This is a genomic window from Pseudomonas sp. XP2 (assembly GCF_053557975.1).
Map to the genome: position 1 here is coordinate 381505 of NZ_JBNRIK010000001.1, position 25084 is coordinate 406588.

Consider the following 25084-nt stretch of genomic DNA (forward strand, 5'->3'; position numbering starts at 1 on the left):
TCAGCTTCCTTGTTCGAGAATGAAGAAGTCACGGCCTTCGACTTGGCCGCGACGTAACGGGTTCCGCGTGCAGAACCGGGCGTACTCGGCGTCGACGAAGCGGTAGGGCAGGTGCTCGTCGCGCCCGTGCGGGATGCCCAGCCTTGCAGTCTGGATAACCCTTGGTACGGCGTTGCCGCAATCGTCCACATACAGCCGCTCGGCGTCGAAGCGCTGGGTGTCCCACACTGGCACTTTCAGGCCCAGGGCTCGGCACAGCAGGGTCTGGCCGGCGCACAGGCGTTCGTTCGGGCGGAGCTTGCTGCTGGCGTCGGGGTTGTTCAGTTGCATCTGCGCCAGGCTGTCGGGGCCCGAGAGGTCGTCCTGCCAAGGATAGGCAGACTTGATCAGCACCGCGTTGCCCGGCCCGTGGGCGCTGAAGTTCAGCGAGTCGCCGCCGCGGGCGTAGTACATGTAGATGTGCCCGCCATCGAGGAACAGCGCCTTGCGCTTTTCGGTGTAGCCGAGCGAGGCGTGGCTGCCTTTGTCGGTGAGGTAATAGGCCTCGGTCTCGATGATGCGTGCGGCCAGCCACAGGTCGCCGTGGCGGTGGCGGATTACCTTGCCCAGCAGGGCCTTGGCCACGGTCTGGGCGTCACGGTCGAAAAAGCTGTCGGGCAGGGCTGGCATGCGGGCAGTTCGTGGCGGGGGAGGCGGGGATGATAGCAATGAATGGCTTAATCTTGGCTGAACCTGTGGGGCGATTGATTGGTATCCATATGTTTCATTGGTAGCGGCTGTCAGGGGTTCGCCTTGATGTGTTTGGTGCCCGTGAAATCGAGCGCTGCCCGCGCGGCGCTCGATTTCACAGGCGCAGACAATCGTGAGGCGAACACCCATTTTCTACCATCCGCCACCCGCCGCTGGGCGTACACCTGCGCGGCAGTTATAATCAGCCGATTTCCCCTTCGCCAAGACACCGAACCCATGACTGAGTCCGTTCTTGACTACATGACCCGTTTGGGTCGCGCTGCCCGTGAGGCTTCCCGGGTAATCGGCCGTGCCAGCACCGCGCAGAAAAACCGCGCCTTGCAAGCCGCTGCCGATGCGCTGGATGCTGCCCGTGCGGAACTGACTGCCGCCAACGAGCTGGACCTGGCCGCCGGCCGCGCCAATGGCCTGGAGCCGGCACTGCTCGACCGCCTCGCGCTGACCCCTGCACGTATCGATGGCATGATCACCGGCCTGCGCCAGGTCGCCAGCCTGCCGGACCCGGTTGGTGCCATCCGCGACATGAGCTACCGCCCATCGGGTATTCAGGTTGGCAAGATGCGCGCACCGCTGGGCGTGATCGGGATCATCTACGAGTCGCGCCCGAACGTGACCATCGATGCTGCCAGCCTGTGCCTGAAGTCAGGTAACGCGACCATCCTGCGTGGCGGCTCTGAAGCCATCCATTCCAACCGTGCTATCGCCACCTGCATCCAGCGTGGCCTGGCCGCCGCGGGCCTGCCGGCTGCCGTGGTGCAGGTGGTCGAGACCACCGACCGCGAAGCCGTGGGCGCGCTCATCAGCATGCCGCAATTTGTAGACGTCATCGTGCCGCGCGGCGGCCGTGGCCTGATCGAGCGCATCAGCCGCGATGCCCGCGTTCCGGTCATCAAGCACCTGGACGGCATCTGCCACATCTACGTCAGCCAGCATGCCGACCTGGACAAGGCCTGGAACGTGGCCTTCAACGCCAAGACCTACCGTTATGGCATCTGCGGCGCCATGGAAACCCTGCTGGTCGACCAGCAAGTGGCCGAGCGTTTCCTGCCGGAAATGGCCCGCCGCTTCCAGGAGAAGGGCGTGGAACTGCGTGGCTGCGAGCGTACCCGCGCGCTTATCGAGGCCAAGCCGGCCACTGAAGACGACTGGCACACCGAGTACCTGGACGCGATCCTGTCGATCCGCGTCGTCGATGGCCTGGACCAGGCCATCGAGCACATCAACCACTATGGCTCACACCACACCGACTCGATCATCAGCGAACACCAGGGTGAAGCCCGCCAGTTCATGGCTGAGGTGGACTCGGCGTCGGTCATGCTCAACACCCCGACCTGCTTTGCCGACGGTTTCGAGTACGGGTTGGGTGCGGAAATCGGTATTTCCACCGACAAGCTGCATGCCCGTGGCCCGGTCGGCCTGGAAGGCCTGACCTGCGAGAAGTACGTAGTGATCGGCGACGGCCAGCTGCGCGGTCAGGAGTCCTGCTGAGTTGAGCACGGCCCAGGCAGTCCGGCGCATCGGCATTCTAGGTGGCACCTTCGACCCCGTGCATATAGGCCACCTGCGCAGCGCGCTGGAAGTGGCCGAGTTCATGGGGTTGGACGAACTGCGCCTGTTGCCCAACGCCCGGCCGCCGCACCGCGACACCCCGCGGGTGGCCGCGCAGGATCGCCTGGCCATGGTCCGCGAAGCGGTGCAGGGCGTGGCTTGCCTGAGCGTCGATGCGCGCGAGCTTGAGCGGGACAAACCGTCCTACACCATCGATACGCTGGAATCGATCCGCGCCGAACTGGCCGGCCACGACCAGCTGTTCCTGGTGCTGGGCTGGGATGCCTTCTGTGGTCTGCCGGGCTGGCACCGCTGGGAAGAATTGCTGCAACACTGTCACATCCTGGTGCTGCAACGCCCGGATGCCGACGTAGAACCCCCTGACGAGCTGCGCAACCTGCTGGCTGCGCGCTCGGAGAGCGATCCCGCCGCCATGTCCGGCCCGGCGGGAAATATTTCGTTCGTCTGGCAGACGCCGCTTGCGGTGTCGGCTACACAGATCCGACAGCTGCTGGCCAGCGGCAAATCGGTGAGGTTCCTGGTGCCGGACGCCGTACTGGCCTACATCGAGGCGCACGAACTGTATCGTGCGCCTAACTGACGGTGCCTCTGGCGCCTCATCCAACGAGTTGAACGAGTTTTATATGAGCAAGCAGAAAACCAATGGCATCAGTGGCGAAGAACTGGTCAAACTGACCATTAGCGCTCTGGAAGACGTCAAAGCCCAGGACATCCAGGTCATCGACGTGCGCGAAAAGCACAGCCTGACCGACTACATGATCATTGCCACCGGTACCTCCAACCGCCAGATCAACGCGATGCTGGAAAAGGTCCGTGAAGCGGTCAAGAAACAAGGCGCACAGCCGCTGGGCGAAGAAGGCAAGGGTGACAGCGACTGGGTGCTGCTGGACCTGAACGACGTCATCGTGCACATGATGACCGCCGCTGCCCGCCAGTTCTACGACCTGGAGCGTCTGTGGGCGGGTGCCGAGCAGAGCCGTGCTGCTGATGCCAAGCATCACAGCCCGGAAAACGCCAGCGCCTACTTCGATGACAAGATCAAAGACCGGGAATAAGGAAGCGTCGTGCGTCTGCGCCTGATCGCGGTCGGCTCGCGCATGCCGAAGTGGGTCGAGGAAGGTTGGCATGAATATGCCAAGCGCCTGCCCGCCGAGCTGTCGCTGGAGCTGGTGGAAATACCGCTGAACACCCGTGGCAAGAATGCCGATGTCGCCCGCCTGATCCGTCAGGAGGGCGAAGCCATGCTGAGCAAGGTTCAGCCTGGGGAACGCATTGTCACCCTCGAGGTCCATGGCAAGCCCTGGAGCACCGAGCAGCTGGCGACCGAGCTGGACCGCTGGCGCCTGGATGCGCGAACGGTGAATTTGATGGTGGGCGGCCCGGAAGGCCTGGCGCCTGAGGTTTGCGCGCGCGCCGAGCAACGCTGGTCGCTGTCGCCGCTGACCCTGCCACACCCGTTGGTAAGGATACTGATCGGCGAGCAGATCTACCGCGCCTGGACCGTGTTGTCCGGGCACCCATACCACAAATGAGCCTGTAAGCAGTCAGATGTCGCAGCCGATCCGCCTCAAGGACCACGAGAAAGACGCCCGCCTGGTGCGCAACCGCGTCGTGGTCGGCGCGGTGGCGATCATGCTGCTTATTTGCGTGCTGATCGCGCGGCTGTACTACCTGCAGATCATCCAGTACGACTATCACTCGACGCTGTCGGAGAACAACCGGGTGCATGTGCAGCCGATCCCGCCGACCCGCGGGCTGATCTTCGACCGCAACGGGGTAATCGTTGCCGACAACCGGCCCAGCTTCAGCCTGTCGATGACCCGCGAACGTGCGGGTAACTGGCAGGAAGTGCTGGATACCATCGTCGAAGTACTGGACCTGACGGCCGACGACCGGGCCCTGTTCGAGAAGCGCATGCGCCAGGGCCGTCGGCCGTTCGAGCCGGTGCCGATCTTGTTCGAACTCAACGAAGAGCAGATCGCCCGGGTGGCGGTGAACCAGTTCCGCCTGCCAGGCGTGGAAGTGGTGGCCCAACTGGTGCGGCATTACCCGCAGGGTGCGCATTTCGCCCATTCGGTGGGTTATGTGGGGCGGATCAACGAGAAAGAGCTGAAAACGCTCGACCCGGTGAACTACAGCGGCACCCACCATATCGGCAAGACCGGCATCGAGCGCTTCTACGAAGACGACCTGCACGGCCAGGTCGGCTACGAAGAAGTCGAGACCAACGCCCGAGGCCGCGTGCTGCGGGTGCTCAAGCGCACCGACCCGAAACCGGGCAAGGACATTGTGCTGAGCCTGGACATCAAGCTGCAGGAAGCCGCCGAGGCCGCCCTGGGTGGCCGGCGTGGCGCAGTGGTAGCACTCGACCCACGCACTGGCGAGGTGCTGGCGATGGTCAGTCAGCCCAGCTTCGACCCCAACCTGTTCGTCACGGGCATTAGCTTCAAGGCCTATGCCGAACTGCGCGATTCGATCGACCGGCCGTTGTTCAACCGCGTGCTGCGTGGCCTGTACCCGCCCGGTTCGACCATCAAGCCGGCGGTAGCCATCGCCGGCCTGGACAGTGGCGTGGTCAATGCCAGCAGCCGGGTGTTCGACCCAGGCTATTACCAACTGCCCAACTATGACCACAAATACCGTAACTGGAACCGCTCCGGCGATGGCTGGGTCGACCTGGACACCGCGATCATGCGTTCCAACGACACCTACTTCTACGACCTTGCGCACAAGATGGGCATCGATCGGCTGTCCAGCTATATGAACAAGTTCGGCATCGGCCAGCGGGTTTCCCTCGACATGTTCGAGGAGTCCGCCGGGTTGATGCCGTCGCGCGAATGGAAGCGTGCCACCCGCCGTCAGGCCTGGTTCCCCGGTGAAACACTGATTCTCGGCATTGGCCAGGGCTATATGCAGGCCACGCCGCTGCAACTGGCCCAGGCCACTGCGCTGATCGCCAACAAGGGGGTGTGGAACCGCCCGCACCTGGCCAAGACCATCGAAGGCCAGCAGCCTGTGGACGACAACCCTATGGAAAACATCGTGCTGCGTGACAAGTCCGACTGGGCCAAGGTCACCCATGGCATGGAGCAGGTAATGCACGGCGCCCGCGGCACTGCGCGCAAGGCTGCCGCCGGCGCCCAGTACCGCATTGCCGGCAAGAGCGGTACCGCCCAGGTGGTGGCGATCAAGCAAGGCGAGAAGTACGACCGCAACAAGCTTCAGGAGCGCCACCGCGACCACGCCCTGTTCGTCGCCTTTGCGCCGGCCGAAGCCCCGAAAATCGTGGTATCGGTGATGGTCGAGAACGGTGAGTCCGGCTCGGGTGTCGCCGCGCCCGTGGTACGCCAGATCATGGACGCCTGGCTGCTCGACGAAAATGGCCGGCTCAAGCCCGAGTTCGCGCCTGCCACCGTTACCCAGGAATCGGCCCTGTGATGAACAATTTCGATCGCATGCTCTCCAGTGAGGATGTGATGCGTCGGCGCGCCAGCTTTCTGCAGCGTATCCATGTCGACGGCCCCTTGCTGATCATTCTGCTGACCCTTGCGGCCGGCAGCCTGTTCGTCCTGTATTCGGCCAGTGGCAAGAACTGGGACCTGCTGCTCAAGCAGGCCACCTCGTTCGGCATAGGCCTGGTGTCGATGTTCGTCATCGCCCAGCTGGAGCCGCGCTTCATGGCCCGCTGGGTGCCGCTGGCGTACTTGACCGGGGTGCTGTTGCTGGTGGTGGTGGACGTGATGGGCCACAACGCCATGGGCGCCACGCGCTGGATCAACATCCCCGGGGTGATCCGCTTCCAGCCCTCGGAATTCATGAAGATCATCATGCCGGCGACCATCGCCTGGTACCTCTCCAAGCGCACCTTGCCGCCCCACCTGAAGCACGTGGCGATCAGCCTGGTGCTGATTGGCGTGCCGTTCATCCTGATCGTGCGCCAGCCCGACCTGGGCACGGCGCTGCTGATTCTCGCCTCCGGCGCCTTTGTGCTGTTCATGGGGGGCCTGCGCTGGCGCTGGATCCTCAGTGTGCTGACGGCGGCGGTGCCGGTGGCGGTGGCGATGTGGTTTTTCGTCATGCACGACTACCAGAAGCAACGGGTACTGACCTTCCTCGACCCGGAAAGCGACCCGCTGGGCACGGGCTGGAACATCATCCAGTCGAAGGCGGCGATCGGCTCGGGCGGGGTGTTCGGCAAAGGCTGGCTGCTCGGCACCCAGTCGCACCTGGATTTTCTGCCGGAAAGCCACACTGACTTCATCATCGCCGTACTGGGCGAGGAGTTCGGCCTGGTCGGCATCTGCCTGTTGCTGATCGTCTACCTGTTGCTGATCGGCCGTGGCCTGATGATCACCGCCCAGGCGCAGACCCTGTTCGGCAAGCTGCTCGCGGGCAGCCTGACCATGACTTTCTTTGTGTACGTGTTCGTCAATATCGGGATGGTCAGCGGCCTTCTGCCTGTGGTGGGCGTGCCGCTACCCTTCATCAGCTATGGCGGAACATCGTTGGTGACGCTGCTGTCAGCGTTTGGCGTTTTGATGTCGATCCATACGCACCGCAAATGGATCGCACAGGTTTGAATAAGGTGAAGAATTTCATGCAAGCAGTGCGTAACTGGGCTGCCCGTTGTGCGCCGTGGATTGGCGCGGTGGGCCTGTTCGGCGCTGTACAGCTGGCCCATGCCGGCGATTATCAAGGCTCACCGCAGGTGGCCGAGTTCGTTGGCGAAATGAGCCGCGACTATGGTTTTGCCCCGGAGCAGTTGATGAGCGTGTTCCGTGAAGTGCAGCGCAAGCAGTCGATCCTCGACGCCATCTCGCGCCCGGCCGAAAAGGTCAAGCCGTGGAAGGACTACCGGCCGATGTTCCTCACCGACGCGCGCATTGCCCGTGGTGTGGACTTCTGGCGCCAGCACGAAGCCGTGCTGGCCCGTGCCGAGCAGGAATACGGCGTGCCGGCGCAGTACATTGTTTCGATCATCGGTGTGGAAACGTTCTTTGGTCGCAACACCGGCAACTACCGGGTGATCGACGCGCTGTCGACGCTGGGCTTCGATTACCCGCCGCGGGCCGAGTTCTTCCGCAAGGAACTGCGCGAGTTCCTGCTGCTGGCCCGTGATGAACAGCTCGACCCGCTGACGCTCAAAGGCTCCTATGCCGGCGCCATGGGCCTGCCGCAGTTCATGCCGAGCAGTTTTCGCAACTACGCGGTGGACTTCGACGGCGATGGCCACATCAATATCTGGAATAACCCGGACGATGCCATCGGCAGCGTCGCCAGCTACTTCAAGCGCCATGGCTGGGTGGCGGGCGGGGGCGTGGTCAGTCGCGCCTGGGTGGACGGTGCAGGTGCCGAGCAAGGCCTGACCACCGGTATCGAGCCGGTGAAAACGGTAGGGGAGTTGCGCGCGCTTGGCTGGTCGGTTCATGATTCGCTGCGCGATGATCTGCCGGTTACTGCCTTCCGCCTTGAGGGCGACAATGGTCCCGAGTACTGGGTTGGCCTGAAGAACTTCTACGCGATCACTCGCTACAACCGCAGCGTGATGTATGCCATGGCGGTGCATCAGCTTGCGCAACAGCTGGTTCAAGCACGGGGCGTCAAGTAATGCGCGCAATCATCTCTGCCAACTCCTTCAAACTGCTGACCTGCCTCGCCGTTGGCGTGGTGCTGGCCAGCTGTTCATCCAGCCGCCCGACCCCGCAAAGCAGTGGCAACGTGGTGCGTACCCAGCCGGGGCTGGACATCAACCGGGCCCACAAGGACGGCGCGCCCTGGTGGGACGTGGATGTGAACAAGATCCCCGATGCCACGCCGACCGTGCACACTGGCAACTACAAGGCCAACCCCTACACGGTGCTGGGCAAGACGTATTACCCGATGCAGGACTCGCGCAATTACCGCGCCGAGGGCACCGCATCGTGGTACGGCACCAAGTTCCACGGCCAGAACACTGCCAACGGCGAGCTGTACGACCTGTATGGCATGAGCGCGGCGCACAAGACCCTGCCGCTGCCGGCCTACGTGCGGGTGACCAACCTGGCCAACGGCCGTAGCGTGATCCTGCGGGTGAATGACCGTGGCCCGTTCTATTCCGACCGTATTATCGACCTGTCCTACGCGGCGGCGAAAAAGCTCGGCTATGCCGAGACCGGTACCGCGCATGTGCGCGTCGAGGGGATCGACCCGCAGCAGTGGTGGGCCCAGCGTGGGCAGACGCCGCCGATGGTGCTGAAAGAGCCGCAGGTGGCCCAGACCCAGGCGATCCCGGCCAGTACCGGACGTGTCGAGCAATGGACCCCGCCGGCACAGCAGCATGCGGCGCCGGTGGTGCCGGTGCAGGTGGGTGGCAACAATGTGCCTGGCGGTGCGGGTGGCAGCTTCCTTCAGGTCGGCGCCTTCGCCAACCCGGATGCCGCCGAGCTACTGCGCTCCAAACTCAGCACCATGGTCAATGCACCGGTGTTCATCAGCTCGATCGTGCGTAACCAGCAGACCCTGCACCGCGTGCGCCTGGGGCCGATCGGCAGCCAGGGCGAGATCCAGCAAGCACAAGACAGCATCCGCCTGGCGAACTTGGGGCAGGCCAAGCTGGTCACAGCAGACTGACCGCGTCGTCTTCTTCGCGGGCACACCCGTGCCCACAGGGGTATGCGACACCCTGTGGGCACGGGTGTGCCCGCGAAGAAGGCAACACCAAACTGTCGGTTTTGTCATGAATTGCCGGGCGCGGCCATGTACAATGACGGCTTTTGCCCGCAGCGACATAAAGCCGCACGTTCGCGGGCCAGGCCAACGGCCATAAAACTAGACTGACTGGCGCTGGGCACATGATCTTGCCCAGGGAACATCTCAGACCATTAGCGATTTTCGAGAGACGGATGAACATCACCAACCTTGCCAAACGACTTTGCCTGCCTGTACTGCTGATGATCACGCCTGCCGCCTTCGCGGCAGAGCAGATGACGCCGGCGCCACCGCAACTGGCAGCCAAGTCCTACGTACTCATGGACGCGTCCAGCGGCAACGTGCTGGTCGAGAACAACGGTGACGAGCGCCTGCCGCCAGCCAGCCTGACCAAGCTGATGACCGCCTACATCGCCACCCTGGACATCCGCCGCGGCCAGATCGGTGAGAACGACCCGGTTACCGTCAGCGAAAACGCCTGGCGTACTGGCGGTTCGCGCATGTTCATCAAAGTCGGTAGCCAGGTGACTGTCAGCGACCTGCTGCATGGCATCATCATCCAGTCCGGCAACGACGCCTCGGTCGCTTTGGCCGAGCACATCGCAGGCAGTGAAGATGCCTTCGCCGACATGATGAACAAAACGGCTGCCGACCTGGGCATGAGCAACAGCCACTTCATGAACCCCACCGGCCTGCCGAACCCGGAGCATTACTCGTCGGCGCATGACATGGCGACCCTGGCCCGTGCGATCATCACCGTCGATCCGGCCCACTACGCCATCTACTCGCAGAAAGAGTTCTTCTGGAACAACATCAAGCAGCCTAACCGCAACCTGCTGCTGTGGCGTGACAAGACCGTCGATGGCCTGAAGACCGGCCACACCGACGAAGCGGGCTACTGCATGGTGGCTTCGGCTGTTCGCGATGGCCAGCGCCTGATCGCCGTGGTGTTTGGCACCAACAGCGAGCAGTCCCGTGCTGCCGAGACCCAGAAGCTGCTGACCTACGGCTTCCGCTTCTTCGAAACCCAGACCTTCTACCAGAAAGGCACCGAGCTGACCCAGGCCCCGGTCTGGAAAGGCGCCACCAGCCAGATCAAGGCTGGCCTGGCTGACGACCTGACCATGACTATGCCTAAAGGCCAATTGAAGCGTCTGCAAGCTTCGATGACCATGAACCCGCAGCTCACCGCGCCAATCGCCAAAGGTGACGTGATCGGCAAAGTGGAAGTCAAACTGGACGAGAAAGTGGTTCACAGCGCCGACCTGATCGCCCTTGATGGCGTCGAGGAAGGTGGTTTCTTCCGCCGTATGTGGGATAGCATCCGTCTATTCTTCTTCGGGTTGTTCAACTGATACGTGACCTGCATGCCCCCGCGTATCTAGCGGGGGCGTTGTTGTTGCCACGGCTTACGAGGCCGTTTCCGCCATGAGCGAACCAGACGTCAAGTCGCACAAGATCGAATTCCCTTGCGCTGATTACCCGATCAAGGTAATCGGCGATACTGTTGTCGGCTTCAAGGACACGGTGATCGAGATTCTCAGCAAGCACGCCAAGGTCGACCTTTCCACGCTGGCTGAACGCCAGAGCAAGGAAGGCAAGTACACCACCGTGCAATTGCACATCGTTGCCACCAGCGAAGATCAGCTGCACGATATCAACAGCGCCCTGCGCGCTACCGGCATCGTGAAAATGGTGCTCTGATGTCCGCCTGTCTCGGTTTTCGCGAGCTTGGCCTGCAGCCCTATGAACCGGTGCTGGAGGCCATGCGTCGCTTTACCGAGCAGCGCAGCCCGTGCAGCCAGGATGAAATCTGGCTGGTCGAGCACCCCGCGGTCTTCACCCAGGGCCAGGCCGGCAAGGCCGAGCACCTGCTGGTACCGGGCGACATCCCGGTGGTGCAGACCGACCGCGGTGGCCAGGTGACCTACCATGGCCCCGGTCAGCAGGTGGCCTACCTGCTGCTGGACGTGCGCCGGCTGGGCTTTGGCGTACGCGAGCTGGTCAGCCGTATCGAACAGGCCTTGATCGGCCTGCTCGCCAGTTACGACGTGCAGGCATCGGCCAAGCCCGATGCTCCTGGCGTCTATGTCGATGGAGCGAAGATCGCCTCCCTCGGCCTGCGAATTCGCAACGGCCGTTCGTTCCACGGCCTTGCCCTGAACGTGGACATGGACCTTGCGCCATTCCGCCGAATCAACCCCTGCGGCTATGCGGGGCTGGCCATGACCCAGCTGCGCGATCTGGCAGGTCCGATCGAACTCGACGAGGTCAGGACAAGGCTGCGCGGACAGCTGGTCAAGCACCTCGACTACGCTGAGCAGACGACCCTCACGGGCGGAATCGACTGAATATGACAACTGTGCAAGAAGCCGTGCCGAACCTGATATCTACCCAGGATGTCACCCCGCGCCAAGCGCCGAAGAAGGTGGAAGCTGGGGTCAAACTGCGTGGCGCCGACAAAGTCGCGCGCATCCCGGTAAAGATCATCCCTACTGACGAACTGCCGAAAAAGCCTGACTGGATCCGCGTGCGTATCCCGGTGTCGCCTGAGGTAGACCGTATCAAGCAACTGCTGCGCAAGCACAAGCTGCACAGCGTATGCGAAGAGGCTTCCTGCCCGAACCTGGGCGAGTGCTTCTCCGGTGGTACCGCCACCTTCATGATCATGGGTGACATCTGCACCCGCCGCTGCCCGTTCTGCGACGTTGGCCATGGCCGACCTAAACCGCTGGACCTGGACGAGCCGAAGAACCTGGCTGTCGCCATTGCCGACCTGCGCCTGAAGTACGTGGTGATCACCTCGGTAGACCGCGACGACCTGCGTGACGGCGGTGCCCAGCACTTTGCCGACTGCATCCGCGAAATTCGCGCGCTGTCCCCGGGTGTGCAGCTGGAAACCCTGGTGCCGGACTACCGTGGGCGAATGGATGTTGCGTTGGCGATCACTGCGCAAGAGCCGCCAGATGTGTTCAACCACAACCTTGAGACGGTGCCGCGCCTGTACAAGGCCGCGCGTCCGGGTTCGGATTACGACTGGTCGCTGGACCTGCTGCAGAAATTCAAGCAGATGGTACCGCACGTACCGACCAAGTCGGGGCTTATGCTTGGCCTGGGTGAGACTGACGAAGAGGTGATCGAGGTCATGCACCGCATGCGCGAGCATGAAATCGACATGCTCACCCTCGGCCAGTACTTGCAGCCATCGCGTAGCCACCTGCCGGTGCAACGTTTCGTTCACCCGGACACCTTCGCCTGGTTCGCCGAGGAAGGTTACAAGATGGGCTTCAAGAACGTCGCCTCTGGCCCGTTGGTGCGTTCTTCGTACCATGCTGACCAGCAAGCTCACGAAGCCAAGATCAAGCTCTGAACCAAAGAGCAGAGCCACGTATGCCGATGCACGCCGACAGGCGGCGTCGGCATTTTTATTTGCGCCCCACGCGCTGCTAGGAGCTGCGATGAATTGCGCCGAAACCCTCCAACCCAGCCTGCCAGCTGCGCTGCCGGCTAACGCCTGCTTTGCCATTGTCGCGCCGGCGGGCGCGGCGCGTCTGGATACGCACAAGGTCAGCCAGTGGTTCGCTGACCGCGGTTACCGTTGCCGTATCTACCCGGGTGCCCTGCAGGCGCAGGGCTATTTGGCGGGACCGGATCAACAGCGCCTGCAGGACCTGCATGACGCGTTTGCCGACCCGGCCATCGACGCCATCCTCTGCATGCGCGGCGGCTACGGCAGCATGCGCTTGCTCGGCCAGCTCGACTTCGAGCTGATTCGGCGCAACCCCAAGCCGTTGATCGGCTACAGCGACATTACCGCGCTGCACACGGCGATCTACCGGCATAGCGGGCTGGTTACCTTCCATGGGGGGATGCTCAATGCCGACCTGCTGGGCGCCAAGTTGCCGCCGACCGAGTCATCGTTGCTGGCGCAGCTGGGCGGGCACGTACGGGCAGGCGAGCAGCTTGTGCACCCGGCGGGCTATGCCTTGAGCAGTGTGTTGCCGGGTGTGGCCAGCGGCCCGCTGCTGGGCGGCAACCTGTCGATGCTGGGTGCGACCATGGGGACGCTTGCCGAGCTGGAGACCCAGGGCTGCATCCTGTTCATCGAGGACGTCAACGAGCCGTTGTACCGGGTCGACCGGCTGCTGACCCAGTTGCGCCTGGCGGGCAAGCTGGAGGGGGTGAAAGGCGTGCTGGTGGGGGACTTTGCCGGGATTACCACGGCGGCGTTGGCGCCGTTGCTGGAGGAGACCTTCGCGCCGCTGGGTGTGCCGGTGCTGGCGGGGTGGCGCAGTGGGCATTGCGACCCGAATGTGTGCTTGCCGCTGGGGGCTCGGGTCAGGCTGGACAGTGATCGGCAGAGCCTGGTGCTGGAGCAGGACCTGTTCAAGGTTTGAGGTTGTCGGGGCTGCTTTGCAGCCCATCGCGGCACAAGGCCGCTCCTACAGGGGATTGCGATACCTTGCAGTTACGCGGTTGGCTGTAGGAGCGCCCCCAGCAATCTCATTGCTGACGCAGGCTCTCAAGCAGCTTGTGGGTCGGGTAGCCATCTGCTGGCCACCCCAGCCCCTGCTGGGCAGTGCGAATGGCCTTGCGGGTATTGGCGCCGATGATGCCATCGGCATTCCCGGCCTCATGCCCACGGCTGTTCAACAAGTTCTGCAACTCCATGCGCTCGCTGCGACTCAACGGCAGGTCTTCTTTCGGCCAACTGCCGGCAATGAAGCCCCAGCCGCTGAAGCGGTCCCCCAGCAGGCTTACCGCCAGTGCGTAGGACGAAGAGTTGTTGTACTTCAGAATGGCGCGGAAGTTGTCCAGTACCAAAAACGCCGGCCCGCGGGCGCCAGCCGGCAGCAGCAGGGCGGCTGACAGCTGGTTGCTGTTGGCGGGCAACTGCGTGCCTGCAGGCAGTTTCACGCCCATTGCCAGCCACTCGCTCACCGGTTTGCGCAGCGCGCCATCGGCTTGCCAGAAATCGAAACCAGCTGGCACTTGTACCTCGAAGCCCCATGGCTGACCACGCTTCCAGCCCGAGCTTTGCAGGTAATGCGCCGTCGAGGCCAGGGCATCCGGTGTGCTGTTCCAGATGTCGCGGCGGCCATCACCGTCGAAGTCCACGGCATGGGTGTTGTAGGTGGTGGGGATGAACTGGGTCTGGCCCATGGCGCCCGCCCACGAGCCACGCATGGCCTCGGGCTGGATGTCGCCATGCTGGATGATCTGCAGCGCGGCGATGAGCTGGTCCTGGGCGAACTGCGGGCGACGGCCCTCATAGGCCAGCGTGGCCAGCGAGCGAATCACCGACTTGTTGCCCTGGAACTGGCCAAAGTTGCTTTCCATGCCCCACACCGCGACCAGCACCTGGCGATCCACGCCATAGCGTTGTTCGAGGCGGGTCAGCAGCTCGGCGTTCTGCTCCAGCAGCTTCTTGCCGTTGCGTACCCGCAGAGGCGACAGGGCGCCGTCGAGGTATTCCCACACCGGGCGGGTGAACTCAGGCTGGCTGCGGTCGGCCTTGATCACGTCCATGTCGGGGGTGACGCCGAGGAAGGCACTGTCGAACGTGCTCGGCGAGATGCCGGCTTGCAGGGCTTGCTGGCGGAAGCCTGCCTGCCACTGGGCGAAGGTTTGCAGAGGCTGGATTTCAGTGCTGACGTCGGGCGTTGTGCCGGGCACAGTCACCACTGGAGCGGGTTGGGCAGGGGCCAGCGGCAGTGCGTCGGCAGCGGTGGGCTTTTCCGCGCAGGCCACAAGCAGGATGAAGCTGGAGGCCGCGATCAGCTGGCGGGTTTCCCAACGGGGGATAAGACGGAAGAGCATGCACAGATCCAGAATTGCAGGTCAGGTGACGACCATACCATGCCTGCGCTTGCGATGCTTTCATGCTGCCAAAAAGTAGGAAGCCTCCCAATCTCTCGATTGGAAGGCTTCGCGGCGGTAGCTGCCTTTGCCCTTGTCCGGTCGTTCCTGGCGGCAGCGGAACAGGGGTTGGGCAACGATGGACTTGGCCTTGTTGGGGCCGTGCTTTTTCGGCTTTTTGCTCATGGCGGGTTCCCGGTTTGGGTGGGGTTTCGGGGCGCACTGTAGGGCTTGGGCTGCGGGGGAGCCAATTGATTGTGTTTATGGCTGGGATCTTAGGGCCGCTTCGCGGCCCCGGCTATTCCGGAGGTAGCGCCAGGCGCTGGCCTGCCATCAACAGCGACAAGCGCGCAAGACCGGTCCAGGGCGAGCCCTCGGCCTGGCCCTTGATCTGCGCATCGATACGCTGGGCATCCTGCAGCAACTGTGCCCAGCGTCGCGCCGACAAGCGTTGCAGGGCTTTGCTGACCAGCGGTCGGCGTTTGTCCCAGATCGGCGGGCGGGCCTGGCTGAAGGCCTTGTCCAGCGGCACCCCCTGGCTGAACTGTTGGGCCAGCCCGGCCAGTTGGCGCAACTCGCGAGCCAGGGCCCAGAGGATCACTGGCGGTTCCACGCCTTCACCACGCAAGCCCTCGAGCATGCGCAGGGCATGTGCTGCTTCGCCATTGAGAATGGCGTCGACCAGGCCGAAGACATCGAAGCGGGCGCTGTCGGCGACGGCGGCCTGCACGGTTTCCACGGTGATCGGGTTGCCATCGGCGAGCAGCTTGAGCTTTTCGATTTCCTGCGCGGCGGCCAGCAGGTTGCCTTCCACGCGCGCAGCGATCAGGTCGACAGCGTCACGTTGCGCCGACAGGCCGGCTTGCTGCAGCCGCTGGTTGATCCACTGCGGCAGCTGGTGCACATCCACCGGCCAGATCTGGATGAACTGGCAGTGCGCACCCTCGATCAAGGCCTTGCCCCACTTGGTCTTCTGCGCACTGCCGTCCAGCTTGGGCAAGCTGACCAGCAGCAAGGTGTCTTCGGCAGGGTTGGCGCAGTATTCGATGAGCGCAGCGGCGCCTTTGTCACCGGGCTTGCCCGAGGGCAGGCGCAGTTCCAGCAGGCGGCGCTGGGCGAACAGCGACAGGCTGGCGCCAGCCTGGAGCAGGGTGCCCCAGTCGAAGTTGGCGTCGGCACTGAATACCTGGCGTTCGTCGAAGCCTTGCTGGCGTGCCGCGTTACGGATGGCGTCAGCGGCTTCCTGGCACAGCAGCGGGTCGTCGCCGCTGACCACGTAGACCGGTGCCAGGGCGCCTTGCAGGTGCTTGTTGAGTTGGGCGGGGGCGAGTTTCATGGGAAACAGGTGAGGCACCCGAGGGTGCCCCACGCGGGCTTAGTTGCCCGGCACTTCTAGCGGCGACTGCTGAGGCGTTTCGGCCTGCTGTCGGCGAGCGGCCTCCAGTGCGTCGGCTTCGGCCTTGGCACGCTCGTCGGCCTTGCGCTGCAGCTCGTCCAGCTGGGACGGGCTCAGCATCTGCAGGCGGACAACCATGGCGTTGACCAGGTCGCGGCGCATTTCTTCACGGGCGCGGTTGGCTTCCTGCTCGGAACCGGTGACGTTCGAGCCGTCACGCACGTAGATCTTGCGTACCTGCAGCTTGTCGCTCAGCAGCTCCAGGTTGTTCAGGCCCTGGATGCTGTAGCTCAGATCGGTGGTCAGCTCGTACTCGGCGGTACGGTTGCCGCTGTTGTAGGTTGCCGAGCGCTCGCGCTCCTGCTCGTTGGTCAGCACCAAGCGGTAAGGCGCGCCAGCATGCACGTTGACACCGCTCCGCTCCAGTACCTTGCGCAGCTCGACCACGGTCGGGCCGTAGGCATTGCGTGCACTGACATCCATTTCCTTCACACTCAGCTCGGTAGAGCCGGTGCCGCGCAGCTGGAAACCGCAGGCGCTGAGCATGACCGCCAGGCCGATTACCAGCAAATTGCGTTTGATCATGTTGTTGCTCCCTTGTGGGCCTGTTCCGCCCACCCGCAGCCACTGCGGGTGGGCGTTTTCATCAGTTGGCGACGATGTTGACCAGCTTGCCCGGTACCACGATGACCTTGCGGATGGTGAGGCCATCGATGAAGCGCAGGACATTCTCGTTGCTGCGGGCGGCGGCTTCGACTTCTTCGCGGCTGGCCGCGGCAGGCATCTCGACCTGGCCGCGCAGTTTACCGTTGACCTGAACCACCAGGGTAACGGTGTCCTGCACCAGTGCCTGTTCGTCGACGCTCGGCCAGGCGGCATCGATCACCGACCCTGCATGGCCGAGGTGCTGCCACAGCGCGTGAGAAATGTGCGGGGTGATCGGTGCCAGCAGCAGGGTGACGGCTTCCAGGCCTTCCTGCAGCAGGGCGCGGTCCTGTTCGCTGGTCTGAGGGGCCTTTTCCAGCACGTTCATCACAGTCATCACCTGGGCGATGGCAGTGTTGAACTTGTGGAACTGGCCTACATCGGTGCTGGCCTGCTTGATGGCTGCGTGGATGGCGCGGCGGATGACCTTCTGTGCGTCGTCCAGGGCAGCGATATCCAGCTTGCCCGGCAGGCCTTGGCTGACGTGAGCCTGGGCCAGGCGCCAGACACGGCGCAGGAAGCGGCTGGCTCCCTCGACGCCGGAGTCGGACCACTCCAGGCTCATGTCGGGCGGCGAGGCGAACATCATGAACAGGCGGCAGGTGTCGGCGCCGTAGGCTTCGATCATCGATTGCGGATCGACGCCGTTGTTCTTCGACTTCGACATCTTCTCGGTGCCGCCGATTTCCACCGGCAGGCCGTCGGTCTTCAGGCGGGCGCCGATGATCTTGGCCTTGGCATCGCGCTCGATCTCGACATCGGCCGGGTTGAACCAGTCCTTGCCGCCATTGCTGGCCACGCGGTAGTAGGTTTCGGCGACCACCATGCCCTGGGTCAGCAGGTTCTTGAATGGCTCGTTCGAGGTGACCAGGCCTTCGTCGCGCATCAGCTTATGGAAGAAGCGCGCATACAGCAGGTGCAGGATCGCGTGTTCGATACCGCCGATGTACTGGTCTACCGGCAGCCAGTGGTTGGCGGCTTTCGGATCGACCAGGCCCTTGTCGTAGTTCGGCGAGGCGTAACGGGCGAAGTACCAGGACGATTCGACGAAGGTGTCCATGGTGTCGGTTTCGCGCTTGGCTGCAGTACCGCATTTCGGGCAGCTGCATTCATAGAACTCAGGCATGCGCGCCAGTGGCGAACCGGCGCCGTCCGGCACCACGTTCTCGGGCAGGGTGACCGGCAGTTGGTCTTCCGGCACCGGCACGTCGCCGCAGGACGGGCAGTGGATGATCGGGATCGGGCAGCCCCAGTAGCGCTGGCGGCTGATGCCCCAGTCGCGCAGGCGGAACTGGGTACGCGACTTGCCCAGTTCCTTGCGGATCAAGGCGGCTTCGATGGCGTCGAATGCACCGGCGAAGTCCAGGCCGTCGAACTCACCGGAGTTGATCAGCTGGCCGTGCTCGCCATAGGCGGCCTGCCATTCGTTGCCGACTTCATCACCAGCGCTGGTGCGCACCACGGCCTTGACCGGCAGCTTGTACTTGTGGGCGAACTCGAAGTCGCGCTCGTCGTGGGCCGGCACGGCCATTACCGCGCCATCGCCGTAGTGCATCAGCACGTAGTTGGCGACCCATACCGGCAGCTTCTCGCCGGTCAGCGGGTGCTCGACCAGCAGGGAAGTGGCCATGCCCTTCTTCTCCTGGGTGGCCATGTCGGCTTCGGCAACGCTGCCGCTCTTGCACGCGTCGATGAACGCCTGCAGCGCCGGGTTGCCCTGGGCAGCCTGGGTGGCCAGCGGGTGCTCGGCGGCAACGGCGACGTAAGTCGCGCCCATCAGTGTGTCCGGGCGGGTGGTGAAGACCTTCAAGGTGCCTTCGTGGCCGATGCTGGCCTGGTCGTACGGGAACTGTACTTCCATGCCGCGCGACTTGCCGATCCAGTTGCGCTGCATGGTCTTGACCTGCTCAGGCCAGCCCGGCAGCTCGTCGAGGCTTTCCAGCAGCTCGTCGGCGTAGTCGGTGATGCGGAAGTAGTACATCGGGATTTCGCGCTTCTCGATCAGCGCGCCCGAACGCCAGCCACGGCCGTCGATGACCTGCTCGTTGGCCAGTACGGTCTGGTCCGCCGGGTCCCAGTTCACGGTACCGTTCTTGCGGTAGATGATGCCTTTCTCGAACAGGCGGGTGAACAGCCACTGCTCCCAACGGTAGTAGTCGGGCTTGCAGGTGGTCACTTCACGTGCCCAGTCGATGGCCAGGCCCAGGCTCTTGAGCTGGGTCTTCATGTAATCAATGTTTTCGTAGGTCCACTTGGCCGGGGCGACGTTGTTTTTCATCGCCGCGTTTTCCGCAGGCATGCCGAAAGCGTCCCAGCCCATCGGCTGCAGGACGTTCTTGCCCAGCATGCGCTGGTAGCGGGCAATCACGTCGCCGATGGTGTAGTTGCGCACGTGGCCCATGTGTAGCTTGCCGCTCGGGTACGGGAACATCGATAGGCAATAGTAGGTGTCTTTGCCTGGCTGTTCGGTAACAGCGAACGATTGTTGCTCGTCCCAGAAGTTCTGGGCGGCGGCTTCGATATCACGGGGCGTGTATTGTTCGTGCATGGCTACTTTTGGCTGAAAGAGAAGAGACCTTGTTCCAGGCAGCGGAACCTCGCTGCAACCGGTACTCCGGTGTCGTTTAGAGTGAACGCCGTAGCATACAGCAGCGTTGCGTATCGTGGGAAACCTTCGTTGCGAATGCCCGCTGGTCGCGGCAGGCGGCTGCTTTTCATTGCGCCGCTAAGCTCAGGTGTGGGGGGAGATATTCTTTATCTTCAATGAGGTGAACGGATGGGAGAGACGCAGCTACCCGCAATCAAGCCGGAGCTTTACGAGCGCCTGATCGACCGGCTTGGCCTGGCACTGGAAGCGGCCAGGACCTCGGTGCGATTGCGTGACGAGATGCCAGCCGAGCTGGAATTGCGCGGCCTGAGCCACGCCGAGTTCGAAGTGATCAAGGCCTACCTGGATGCAATCCCGGAGCGCCCAAGTGCCTGTGCCGGCAGTTACCCACAAGCGGAGCCGACATCGGCCAAGATCATCTGGCTCAAGGACAAGAAACGCCCCGCCAATGCGGCGAGATCCAGGACGCTGCCACATCGCTAGCCGTTCAGGATGCCAGCCGCAGGCCATCGCGCGCCGGTTCTGCAATATCACACAACCACACAGCTCACGATTGGCGCCGGTCGCACCCTTGTTGACCGGCGTCGATCCTTTTAGGCTGCACCCCTGCCAAGGAGGTGTGGCCGATGCCGATCCGATTCTTCATCAAACAATGGCTGATGCCGCCCGGCATCCTGTTCCTGCTGCTGCTTGCGGCCTGGTGGCTGCGTGCGCGGCGGCCACGATTGGCGGCGCTGTGCTTTGCCGTGGGGCTTGGTGGGCTGTGGCTGATGAGCCTGCCGCTGGTGGTACAGGAAACCGCCCGTATGCTGGAAAGCGAGCCGCCGTTGGCCGTGGGCGACTGGGGCGCCCTGGCGAGCCGGGCGGATGCCATTGTAGTGCTAGGTGCGGGGCGTGAGCGCGGTGACCCGGCCTGGGGCGGTAGCGACCAGCCCACGGCCACGGCGCTGGAGCGTCTGCGCTTTGCCGCGCAGCTGGCCAAAGCATCGGGGTTGCCGGTGCTGACCAGCGGTGGGCTGCACTATGGCACGCCGCCGAGCGAGGCGCGGTTGATGGCTGATCGCCTGCGTGAAGACTTTGCGGTTGCGGTGAAGTGGCGCGAGGAGGCAAGCCGCACGACCTGGGAAAATGCTCAGTTCACCGCCAAGGTGCTACAGCCGTTGGGTATTCGCCGCGTGGTGGTGGTGACCCAAGCTTGGCACATGCAGCGCTCGCGCTGGAGCTTTGAGCAAGCGGGGTTCGAGGTGGTGCCGGCGCCGGTGGGGTTCATGGGGCGCGATCATGCGCGGCCGTTTGCCGGGCTGCTGCCGGAGAGCCGGGCGATGTGGCAGAGCGGGCAGTTGCTCAATGAAGTGGTGGGGTTGGTGGGGTATCGGGTCTTCTATTGAACCTTGTGCTGCGTGTGACGGCCTCTTCGCGGGCTTGCCCGCTCCCACAGAATTAGCGCAGCCTTCGAGGCGTGTGCAGTCCCTGTGGGAGCGGGCAGGCCCGCGAAGAGGCCGTTACAGGCAGCATCATCAGACGGTTTTGGCTATGCGCCCTGCCAGCAACGCCCAGCCCAGCAGCAGCACACAGACGATCGCCAGCGGCCACGAGCGCCATTTCAGGTATGGCGTCAGTTGCTGCATCGGCACCACTTCGCCATACAGCACCGCCTGCTGGAATTGCGGCACTTGCGTGGTAATGCGGCCAAACGGGTCGATCAGGGCAGTCACGCCGTTGTTGGTGGCGCGGATCATCCAGCGGCCGGCTTCCAGTGCGCGCATCTGTGCCATCTGCAAGTGCTGCAAGGGGCCTATCGATTTGCCGAACCAGGTGTCGTTGCTGATGGTCAGCAGCAGGTCGCTGCGTGCGGCCAGGCCTGCGGCAAACTCGGGGTAGACCACTTCGTAGCAGATGTACGGCGCAACCTGATAGCCCTTGGCCTGCAACAGCGGCTGGTCTTCAGGCCCGCGAGCGAAGTCGGACATGGGCAGGTTGAAGAACTCGATCATGCCCCGCAGCATGTCCTGCAGCGGCACGTATTCGCCAAACGGCACCAGCTTCTGCTTGAGGTAGGTGCCATCGCCTTCACCGGTGACGGTAATGCCGTTGTAGTAGCGGCGCTGGTGATGCACCACTTCACGCACCGGCACGCCTGTGATCAGCGCCGAATGACGCTCGGCGGCGAAGCGGCCCATCACGTCGATGTAACCCTGGGCCTGGTCCTTGAGCACCGGCACCGCGGTTTCAGGCCAGACCAGCAGGTCCACAGGTTTGGAGCTGAAGCTCAGGTCACGGTACAGCGCCAGTTGCGCGTCGATGTGTGCCGGGTCCCATTTCAGGTCCTGCTCGACGTTGCCTTGAATGGCTGCCACTTTCAGCGGGTCGCCTGCCGGTTTGGTCCAGGCATGGCCCTTGAGTGCCAGGCCCAGTGCCCACGGGGCCAGTAACAGCAGGCAGGCGACTGCCAGGAACGAGGGGCGGGTGCGCAGGCGGTGCAGGTTGCACAGCAGGGCTGCTGTAAGCGCCAGGGCGAAAGAAACCAGCCATACGCCGCCCAGCGGTGCCAGGCCGGCCAGCGGGCCGTCCAGCTGGCTGTAGCCGGCGTAGAGCCAGGGGAAGCCGGTCAGGAACCAGCCGCGGAAGGCCTCTTGCAGCAGCCACAGGGCGGCGAAGCACAGCGCGTCGGCCAGTGGCGCTTCATTGCGCCTCAGCCAGCGCGCCCACAGCCAGGTGGGCAGGGCAAAGAACCAGGCCAACGCAGCGAAGAACGCCAACAGCAGCAGGATCGCCAACAGCGGCGAGGCGCCGCCGTAGGTGTTCATGCTGACGTAGATCCACCAGGTGCCGGCGCCATACAGGCCGAAACCGAACCACCAGCCCCGCCACATGGCCTGGCGCGGGCTGAGCTCGCGCAGGCCGAGGTAGAGCACGGCGATGGACAATATGGCCAGCGGCCAGATGTCGAACGGCGCCAGGGCCAGAAGGGTGGAAGCACCGGCCGCCAGGGCCAGCAGGTTACCGGGCCAGCCGGGGCGGGTGATCCAACGCATGTTTGTCCTTAACGGGTGATCGGGGTCAGGCGCAGCAAGTGTATCCGCCGGCTGTCGGCGTTGAGAATACGGAACTTGTAAGACCCGATCTCGGTGGTTTCGTTGCGCTTGGGCAGGTGGCCAAAGGCGCTCATCACCAGGCCGCCGACCGTGTCGAATTCGTCATCGGAGAACTCGCTGTCGAAGAACTCGTTGAAGTTTTCGATCGGGGTAAGCGCCTTGACCAGGAAGTCACCGCTGGGCAGCGGCTTGATGTAGCTGTCTTCCTCGACGTCGTGCTCGTCCTCGATATCGCCGACAATCTGCTCCAGCACGTCCTCGATGGTCACCAGGCCTGCCACACCGCCATATTCGTCGATGACGATGGCCATATGGTTATGGTTGGCGCGGAATTCGCGCAGCAACACGTTCAGGCGTTTGGACTCGGGCACGAAAGTGGCCGGGCGCAACAGGTCCTTGATGTTGAAACTGTCGCCGTTCTCCTTGAGGATCAGCGGCAGCAGGTCTTTGGCGAGCAGGATCCCGAGCACATCGTCGTGGCTTTCGCCGATCACCGGGTAGCGCGAGTGCGCGGCGTCGATCACCGCTGGCAGAAACTCGCGAGGCGACTGGCCTGCCTTGATGCTGTTCATCTGCGAGCGCGGCACCATGATGTCGCGCACCTGCAGGTCGGCGACCTGGATGGCGCCTTCGACGATGGTCAGCGCTTCGCTGTCCAGCAGTTTGTTCTGATGGGCTTCGCGCAGCAACTCAAGGAGCTCCTGGCGGTTTTTCGGCTCATGGGCAAAAGCCTGGGTCAGTTTGCCCAGCCAGGACTTTTGCCCGTTGCTCGATCGATCTTCGCTCATGGCGGTTCTCGTGATCCTTCGTGTTTCAGTGTGTGATTGAGTCGGTTTCATCGTCGGCATACGGGTCGGGGTGACCCAGTTCTGCCAGCAATTCCCGTTCCAGGCCTTCCATTTCTTCGGCTTCCTCATCATCGATGTGGTCATAGCCGAGCAGATGCAGGCAACCGTGAATGACCAGGTGCGCCCAGTGGGCCTCCAGCGACTTGCCTTGTTCGGCCGCTTCGCGCTCGACCACTGCTACACAGATCACCAGGTCGCCCAGCAACGGGATATCGAGCAGGTCGTCGGGTACATCGGCCGGGAACGACAGCACATTGGTCGCATAATCTTTATGCCGGTAGGTGTGGTTCAGCTCACGGCCTTCGGCTTCCTCGACCAGGCGAATGGTCATTTCCGAGTCGGCGCTGCGCTGGCGCAGGGCCAGTTCGCACCAGCGGCGGAAGGCGGCGTCATCCGGGGCGGCAGCGTCCGTGGCCCGTTGGATATCAAGTTCAAGCATTTTTGCCGGGCGCCTCGGGCTTGGCCTGGTGGGCTTCGAAGCGGTCGTAGGCTTCGACAATACGCTGCACCAGTGGGTGACGAACCACATCTTTGGGCTGGAAGTGGGTAAAGCTGATGCCTGGAACGTCCTTCAGCACCTCGATGACGTGTGCCAGGCCCGACTTGGTGCCGCGTGGCAGGTCGACCTGGGTGATGTCACCGGTGATCACCGCCGTGGAGCCGAAACCGATGCGGGTGAGGAACATTTTCATCTGTTCCAGCGTGGTGTTCTGGCTTTCGTCGAGGATGATGAAGCTGTTGTTCAGGGTGCGGCCACGCATGTAGGCCAGCGGGGCGATCTCGATCACCTGGCGCTCTATCAGCTTGGCCACGTGCTCGAAGCCGAGCATTTCGTACAGGGCGTCGTACAGCGGGCGCAGGTACGGGTCAATCTTCTGCGCCAGGTCACCGGGCAGGAAGCCAAGCTTTTCGCCTGCCTCGACCGCCGGGCGCACCAGCAGGATGCGGCGCACCTGTTCGCGTTCCAGCGCATCCACCGCGCAGGCGACGGCAAGGTAGGTCTTGCCGGTACCGGCCGGGCCGATGCCGAAGTTGATGTCGTTGGCCAGGATTTCCTTCACGTAGCGCTGCTGGTTGAGCCCGCGTGGGCGGATGTTGCCCTTGCGCGTACGCAGCGACACGCTGACTTCGTTCACGGCCGGGTTGTCGATGTTCTCGACAGCCGACTCCTGAAGGTACAGGTGCACGGTTTCCGGCGACAGGTCGGTTGCCTTGGTCTCGCGGTAGAGACGGCGCAGCAACTGTTCGGCCGCAGAGGTGGTCTTGGGTTCGCCGATCAGTTCGAACTGATTGCCGCGGTTGCGGATTTCGATGGCCAAGCGCTGTTCGATCAGGCGCAAGTGCTCGTCGAACTGCCCGCACAGGTTGGCGAAACGGTGGGCCTCGAAGGGCTCGAGGATGAAACGATGGGGTTCTATGGGTGCGTTCAAGGTCGTTTTTAGCCGCTCGACGGCAATGGGTGTGAACTCAAGAATAACCCTTGAATGCCAGTGGCGAAAGCACTGAAACGTTCAACGGTATGTACTGCCTGTTCTGGCCTCTTCGCGGGTGAACCCGCTCCCACAGG

25 protein-coding genes are annotated in these 25084 nt (G+C 63.3%); 15 read left to right on the forward strand and 10 right to left on the reverse strand.

Features of this window, described 5'->3' with window-relative positions:
* Positions 1–669 carry a DNA-3-methyladenine glycosylase gene (locus ACK1VC_RS01660; RefSeq protein WP_191087021.1) on the reverse strand — a complete coding sequence of 223 codons (669 nt, stop codon included), beginning with the start codon at positions 667–669 and terminating at the stop codon, positions 1–3.
* 297 nt (positions 670–966) lie between these two features.
* Here ACK1VC_RS01660 and ACK1VC_RS01665 point away from each other — a divergent pair, with 297 nt between their 5' ends.
* From ACK1VC_RS01665 to ACK1VC_RS01725, 13 genes are all read left to right on the forward strand, one after another.
* A complete protein-coding gene (locus tag ACK1VC_RS01665; RefSeq protein ID WP_016489368.1) occupies positions 967–2238 on the forward strand; it encodes a glutamate-5-semialdehyde dehydrogenase in 1272 nt (423 codons plus the stop codon).
* A 1-nt stretch (position 2239) separates the two neighbouring features.
* Entirely contained in the window at positions 2240–2899 is a 660-nt protein-coding gene (gene nadD, locus ACK1VC_RS01670) for a nicotinate-nucleotide adenylyltransferase (protein WP_016489367.1), read from the forward strand.
* A gap of 43 nt (positions 2900–2942) precedes the next feature.
* Positions 2943–3374: a ribosome silencing factor gene (gene rsfS / locus ACK1VC_RS01675; protein ID WP_016489366.1), complete on the forward strand. Its 432-nt coding sequence runs from the start codon at positions 2943–2945 to the stop codon at positions 3372–3374.
* A gap of 9 nt (positions 3375–3383) precedes the next feature.
* Positions 3384–3851 (forward strand): 23S rRNA (pseudouridine(1915)-N(3))-methyltransferase RlmH, encoded by a 468-nt coding sequence (gene rlmH, locus ACK1VC_RS01680; RefSeq protein ID WP_003249722.1) that lies wholly within the window; start codon positions 3384–3386, stop codon positions 3849–3851.
* A gap of 16 nt (positions 3852–3867) precedes the next feature.
* Positions 3868–5757, forward strand: a complete 1890-nt coding sequence (gene mrdA, locus ACK1VC_RS01685; protein ID WP_016489365.1) for a penicillin-binding protein 2 — start codon at positions 3868–3870, stop codon at positions 5755–5757.
* Positions 5758–5795: 38 nt separating this feature from the next.
* The gene (gene rodA / locus ACK1VC_RS01690) at positions 5796–6899 is read left to right on the forward strand and encodes a rod shape-determining protein RodA (RefSeq protein ID WP_049275595.1); all 1104 of its coding nucleotides are present in this window, start codon (positions 5796–5798) and stop codon (positions 6897–6899) included.
* 17 nt (positions 6900–6916) lie between these two features.
* Positions 6917–7927: a lytic murein transglycosylase B gene (mltB, locus tag ACK1VC_RS01695; protein ID WP_016489363.1), complete on the forward strand. Its 1011-nt coding sequence runs from the start codon at positions 6917–6919 to the stop codon at positions 7925–7927.
* Positions 7927–8928: a septal ring lytic transglycosylase RlpA family protein gene (locus tag ACK1VC_RS01700; protein WP_016489362.1), complete on the forward strand. Its 1002-nt coding sequence runs from the start codon at positions 7927–7929 to the stop codon at positions 8926–8928. Before mltB ends, ACK1VC_RS01700 begins: the two co-directional genes overlap by 1 nt.
* Positions 8929–9200: 272 nt before the next feature.
* Positions 9201–10361, forward strand: coding sequence for a D-alanyl-D-alanine carboxypeptidase family protein (locus ACK1VC_RS01705; RefSeq protein WP_016489361.1), 1161 nt, complete (start codon positions 9201–9203; stop codon positions 10359–10361).
* A 73-nt stretch (positions 10362–10434) separates the two neighbouring features.
* Complete coding sequence (locus tag ACK1VC_RS01710; RefSeq protein WP_016489360.1) at positions 10435–10710, forward strand: DUF493 domain-containing protein; 276 nt, start codon at positions 10435–10437, stop codon at positions 10708–10710.
* Positions 10710–11357 (forward strand): lipoyl(octanoyl) transferase LipB, encoded by a 648-nt coding sequence (lipB, locus tag ACK1VC_RS01715; RefSeq protein ID WP_016489359.1) that lies wholly within the window; start codon positions 10710–10712, stop codon positions 11355–11357. The genes ACK1VC_RS01710 and lipB overlap by 1 nt, the downstream gene beginning before the upstream one ends.
* A gap of 2 nt (positions 11358–11359) precedes the next feature.
* The gene (gene lipA, locus ACK1VC_RS01720; protein ID WP_016489358.1) at positions 11360–12376 is read left to right on the forward strand and encodes a lipoyl synthase; all 1017 of its coding nucleotides are present in this window, start codon (positions 11360–11362) and stop codon (positions 12374–12376) included.
* An 88-nt stretch (positions 12377–12464) separates the two neighbouring features.
* Positions 12465–13403 (forward strand): S66 peptidase family protein, encoded by a 939-nt coding sequence (locus ACK1VC_RS01725; protein WP_060518556.1) that lies wholly within the window; start codon positions 12465–12467, stop codon positions 13401–13403.
* Positions 13404–13509: 106 nt separating this feature from the next.
* Here the strand turns inward: ACK1VC_RS01725 and ACK1VC_RS01730 are convergent, their stop codons facing one another.
* The 5 genes from ACK1VC_RS01730 to leuS form a co-directional block, all read right to left on the reverse strand.
* Positions 13510–14826, reverse strand: a complete 1317-nt coding sequence (locus ACK1VC_RS01730; protein ID WP_016489356.1) for a lytic murein transglycosylase — start codon at positions 14824–14826, stop codon at positions 13510–13512.
* 60 nt (positions 14827–14886) lie between these two features.
* Positions 14887–15051 carry an alternative ribosome rescue factor ArfA gene (gene arfA, locus ACK1VC_RS01735; protein ID WP_016489355.1) on the reverse strand — a complete coding sequence of 55 codons (165 nt, stop codon included), beginning with the start codon at positions 15049–15051 and terminating at the stop codon, positions 14887–14889.
* 112 nt (positions 15052–15163) lie between these two features.
* The gene (gene holA / locus ACK1VC_RS01740; protein ID WP_016489354.1) at positions 15164–16201 is read right to left on the reverse strand and encodes a DNA polymerase III subunit delta; all 1038 of its coding nucleotides are present in this window, start codon (positions 16199–16201) and stop codon (positions 15164–15166) included.
* Between the two features lie 39 nt (positions 16202–16240).
* On the reverse strand, positions 16241–16846 hold the full coding sequence (locus ACK1VC_RS01745) for an LPS-assembly lipoprotein LptE (RefSeq protein ID WP_016489353.1): 606 nt from the start codon (positions 16844–16846) through the stop codon (positions 16241–16243).
* Positions 16847–16907: 61 nt separating this feature from the next.
* Positions 16908–19514, reverse strand: coding sequence for a leucine--tRNA ligase (gene leuS / locus ACK1VC_RS01750; RefSeq protein WP_191087019.1), 2607 nt, complete (start codon positions 19512–19514; stop codon positions 16908–16910).
* A gap of 228 nt (positions 19515–19742) precedes the next feature.
* Here leuS and ACK1VC_RS01755 point away from each other — a divergent pair, with 228 nt between their 5' ends.
* Positions 19743–20057 carry a hypothetical protein gene (locus ACK1VC_RS01755; protein WP_016489351.1) on the forward strand — a complete coding sequence of 105 codons (315 nt, stop codon included), beginning with the start codon at positions 19743–19745 and terminating at the stop codon, positions 20055–20057.
* 143 nt (positions 20058–20200) lie between these two features.
* A complete protein-coding gene (locus ACK1VC_RS01760; RefSeq protein WP_191087018.1) occupies positions 20201–20962 on the forward strand; it encodes a YdcF family protein in 762 nt (253 codons plus the stop codon).
* A gap of 129 nt (positions 20963–21091) precedes the next feature.
* Here ACK1VC_RS01760 and lnt read toward each other — a convergent pair whose 3' ends face one another.
* From lnt to ACK1VC_RS01780, 4 genes are read right to left on the reverse strand one after another with little or no spacing between them, the layout of a single operon-like run.
* Entirely contained in the window at positions 21092–22609 is a 1518-nt protein-coding gene (lnt, locus tag ACK1VC_RS01765) for an apolipoprotein N-acyltransferase (RefSeq protein ID WP_016489349.1), read from the reverse strand.
* Between the two features lie 8 nt (positions 22610–22617).
* Positions 22618–23457 (reverse strand): HlyC/CorC family transporter, encoded by an 840-nt coding sequence (locus tag ACK1VC_RS01770; protein ID WP_003249762.1) that lies wholly within the window; start codon positions 23455–23457, stop codon positions 22618–22620.
* A gap of 25 nt (positions 23458–23482) precedes the next feature.
* Positions 23483–23956, reverse strand: a complete 474-nt coding sequence (gene ybeY / locus ACK1VC_RS01775; RefSeq protein ID WP_016489348.1) for an rRNA maturation RNase YbeY — start codon at positions 23954–23956, stop codon at positions 23483–23485.
* A complete protein-coding gene (locus ACK1VC_RS01780; RefSeq protein ID WP_016489347.1) occupies positions 23949–24947 on the reverse strand; it encodes a PhoH family protein in 999 nt (332 codons plus the stop codon). The genes ybeY and ACK1VC_RS01780 overlap by 8 nt, the downstream gene beginning before the upstream one ends.
* Positions 24948–25084 lie beyond the last annotated feature (137 nt).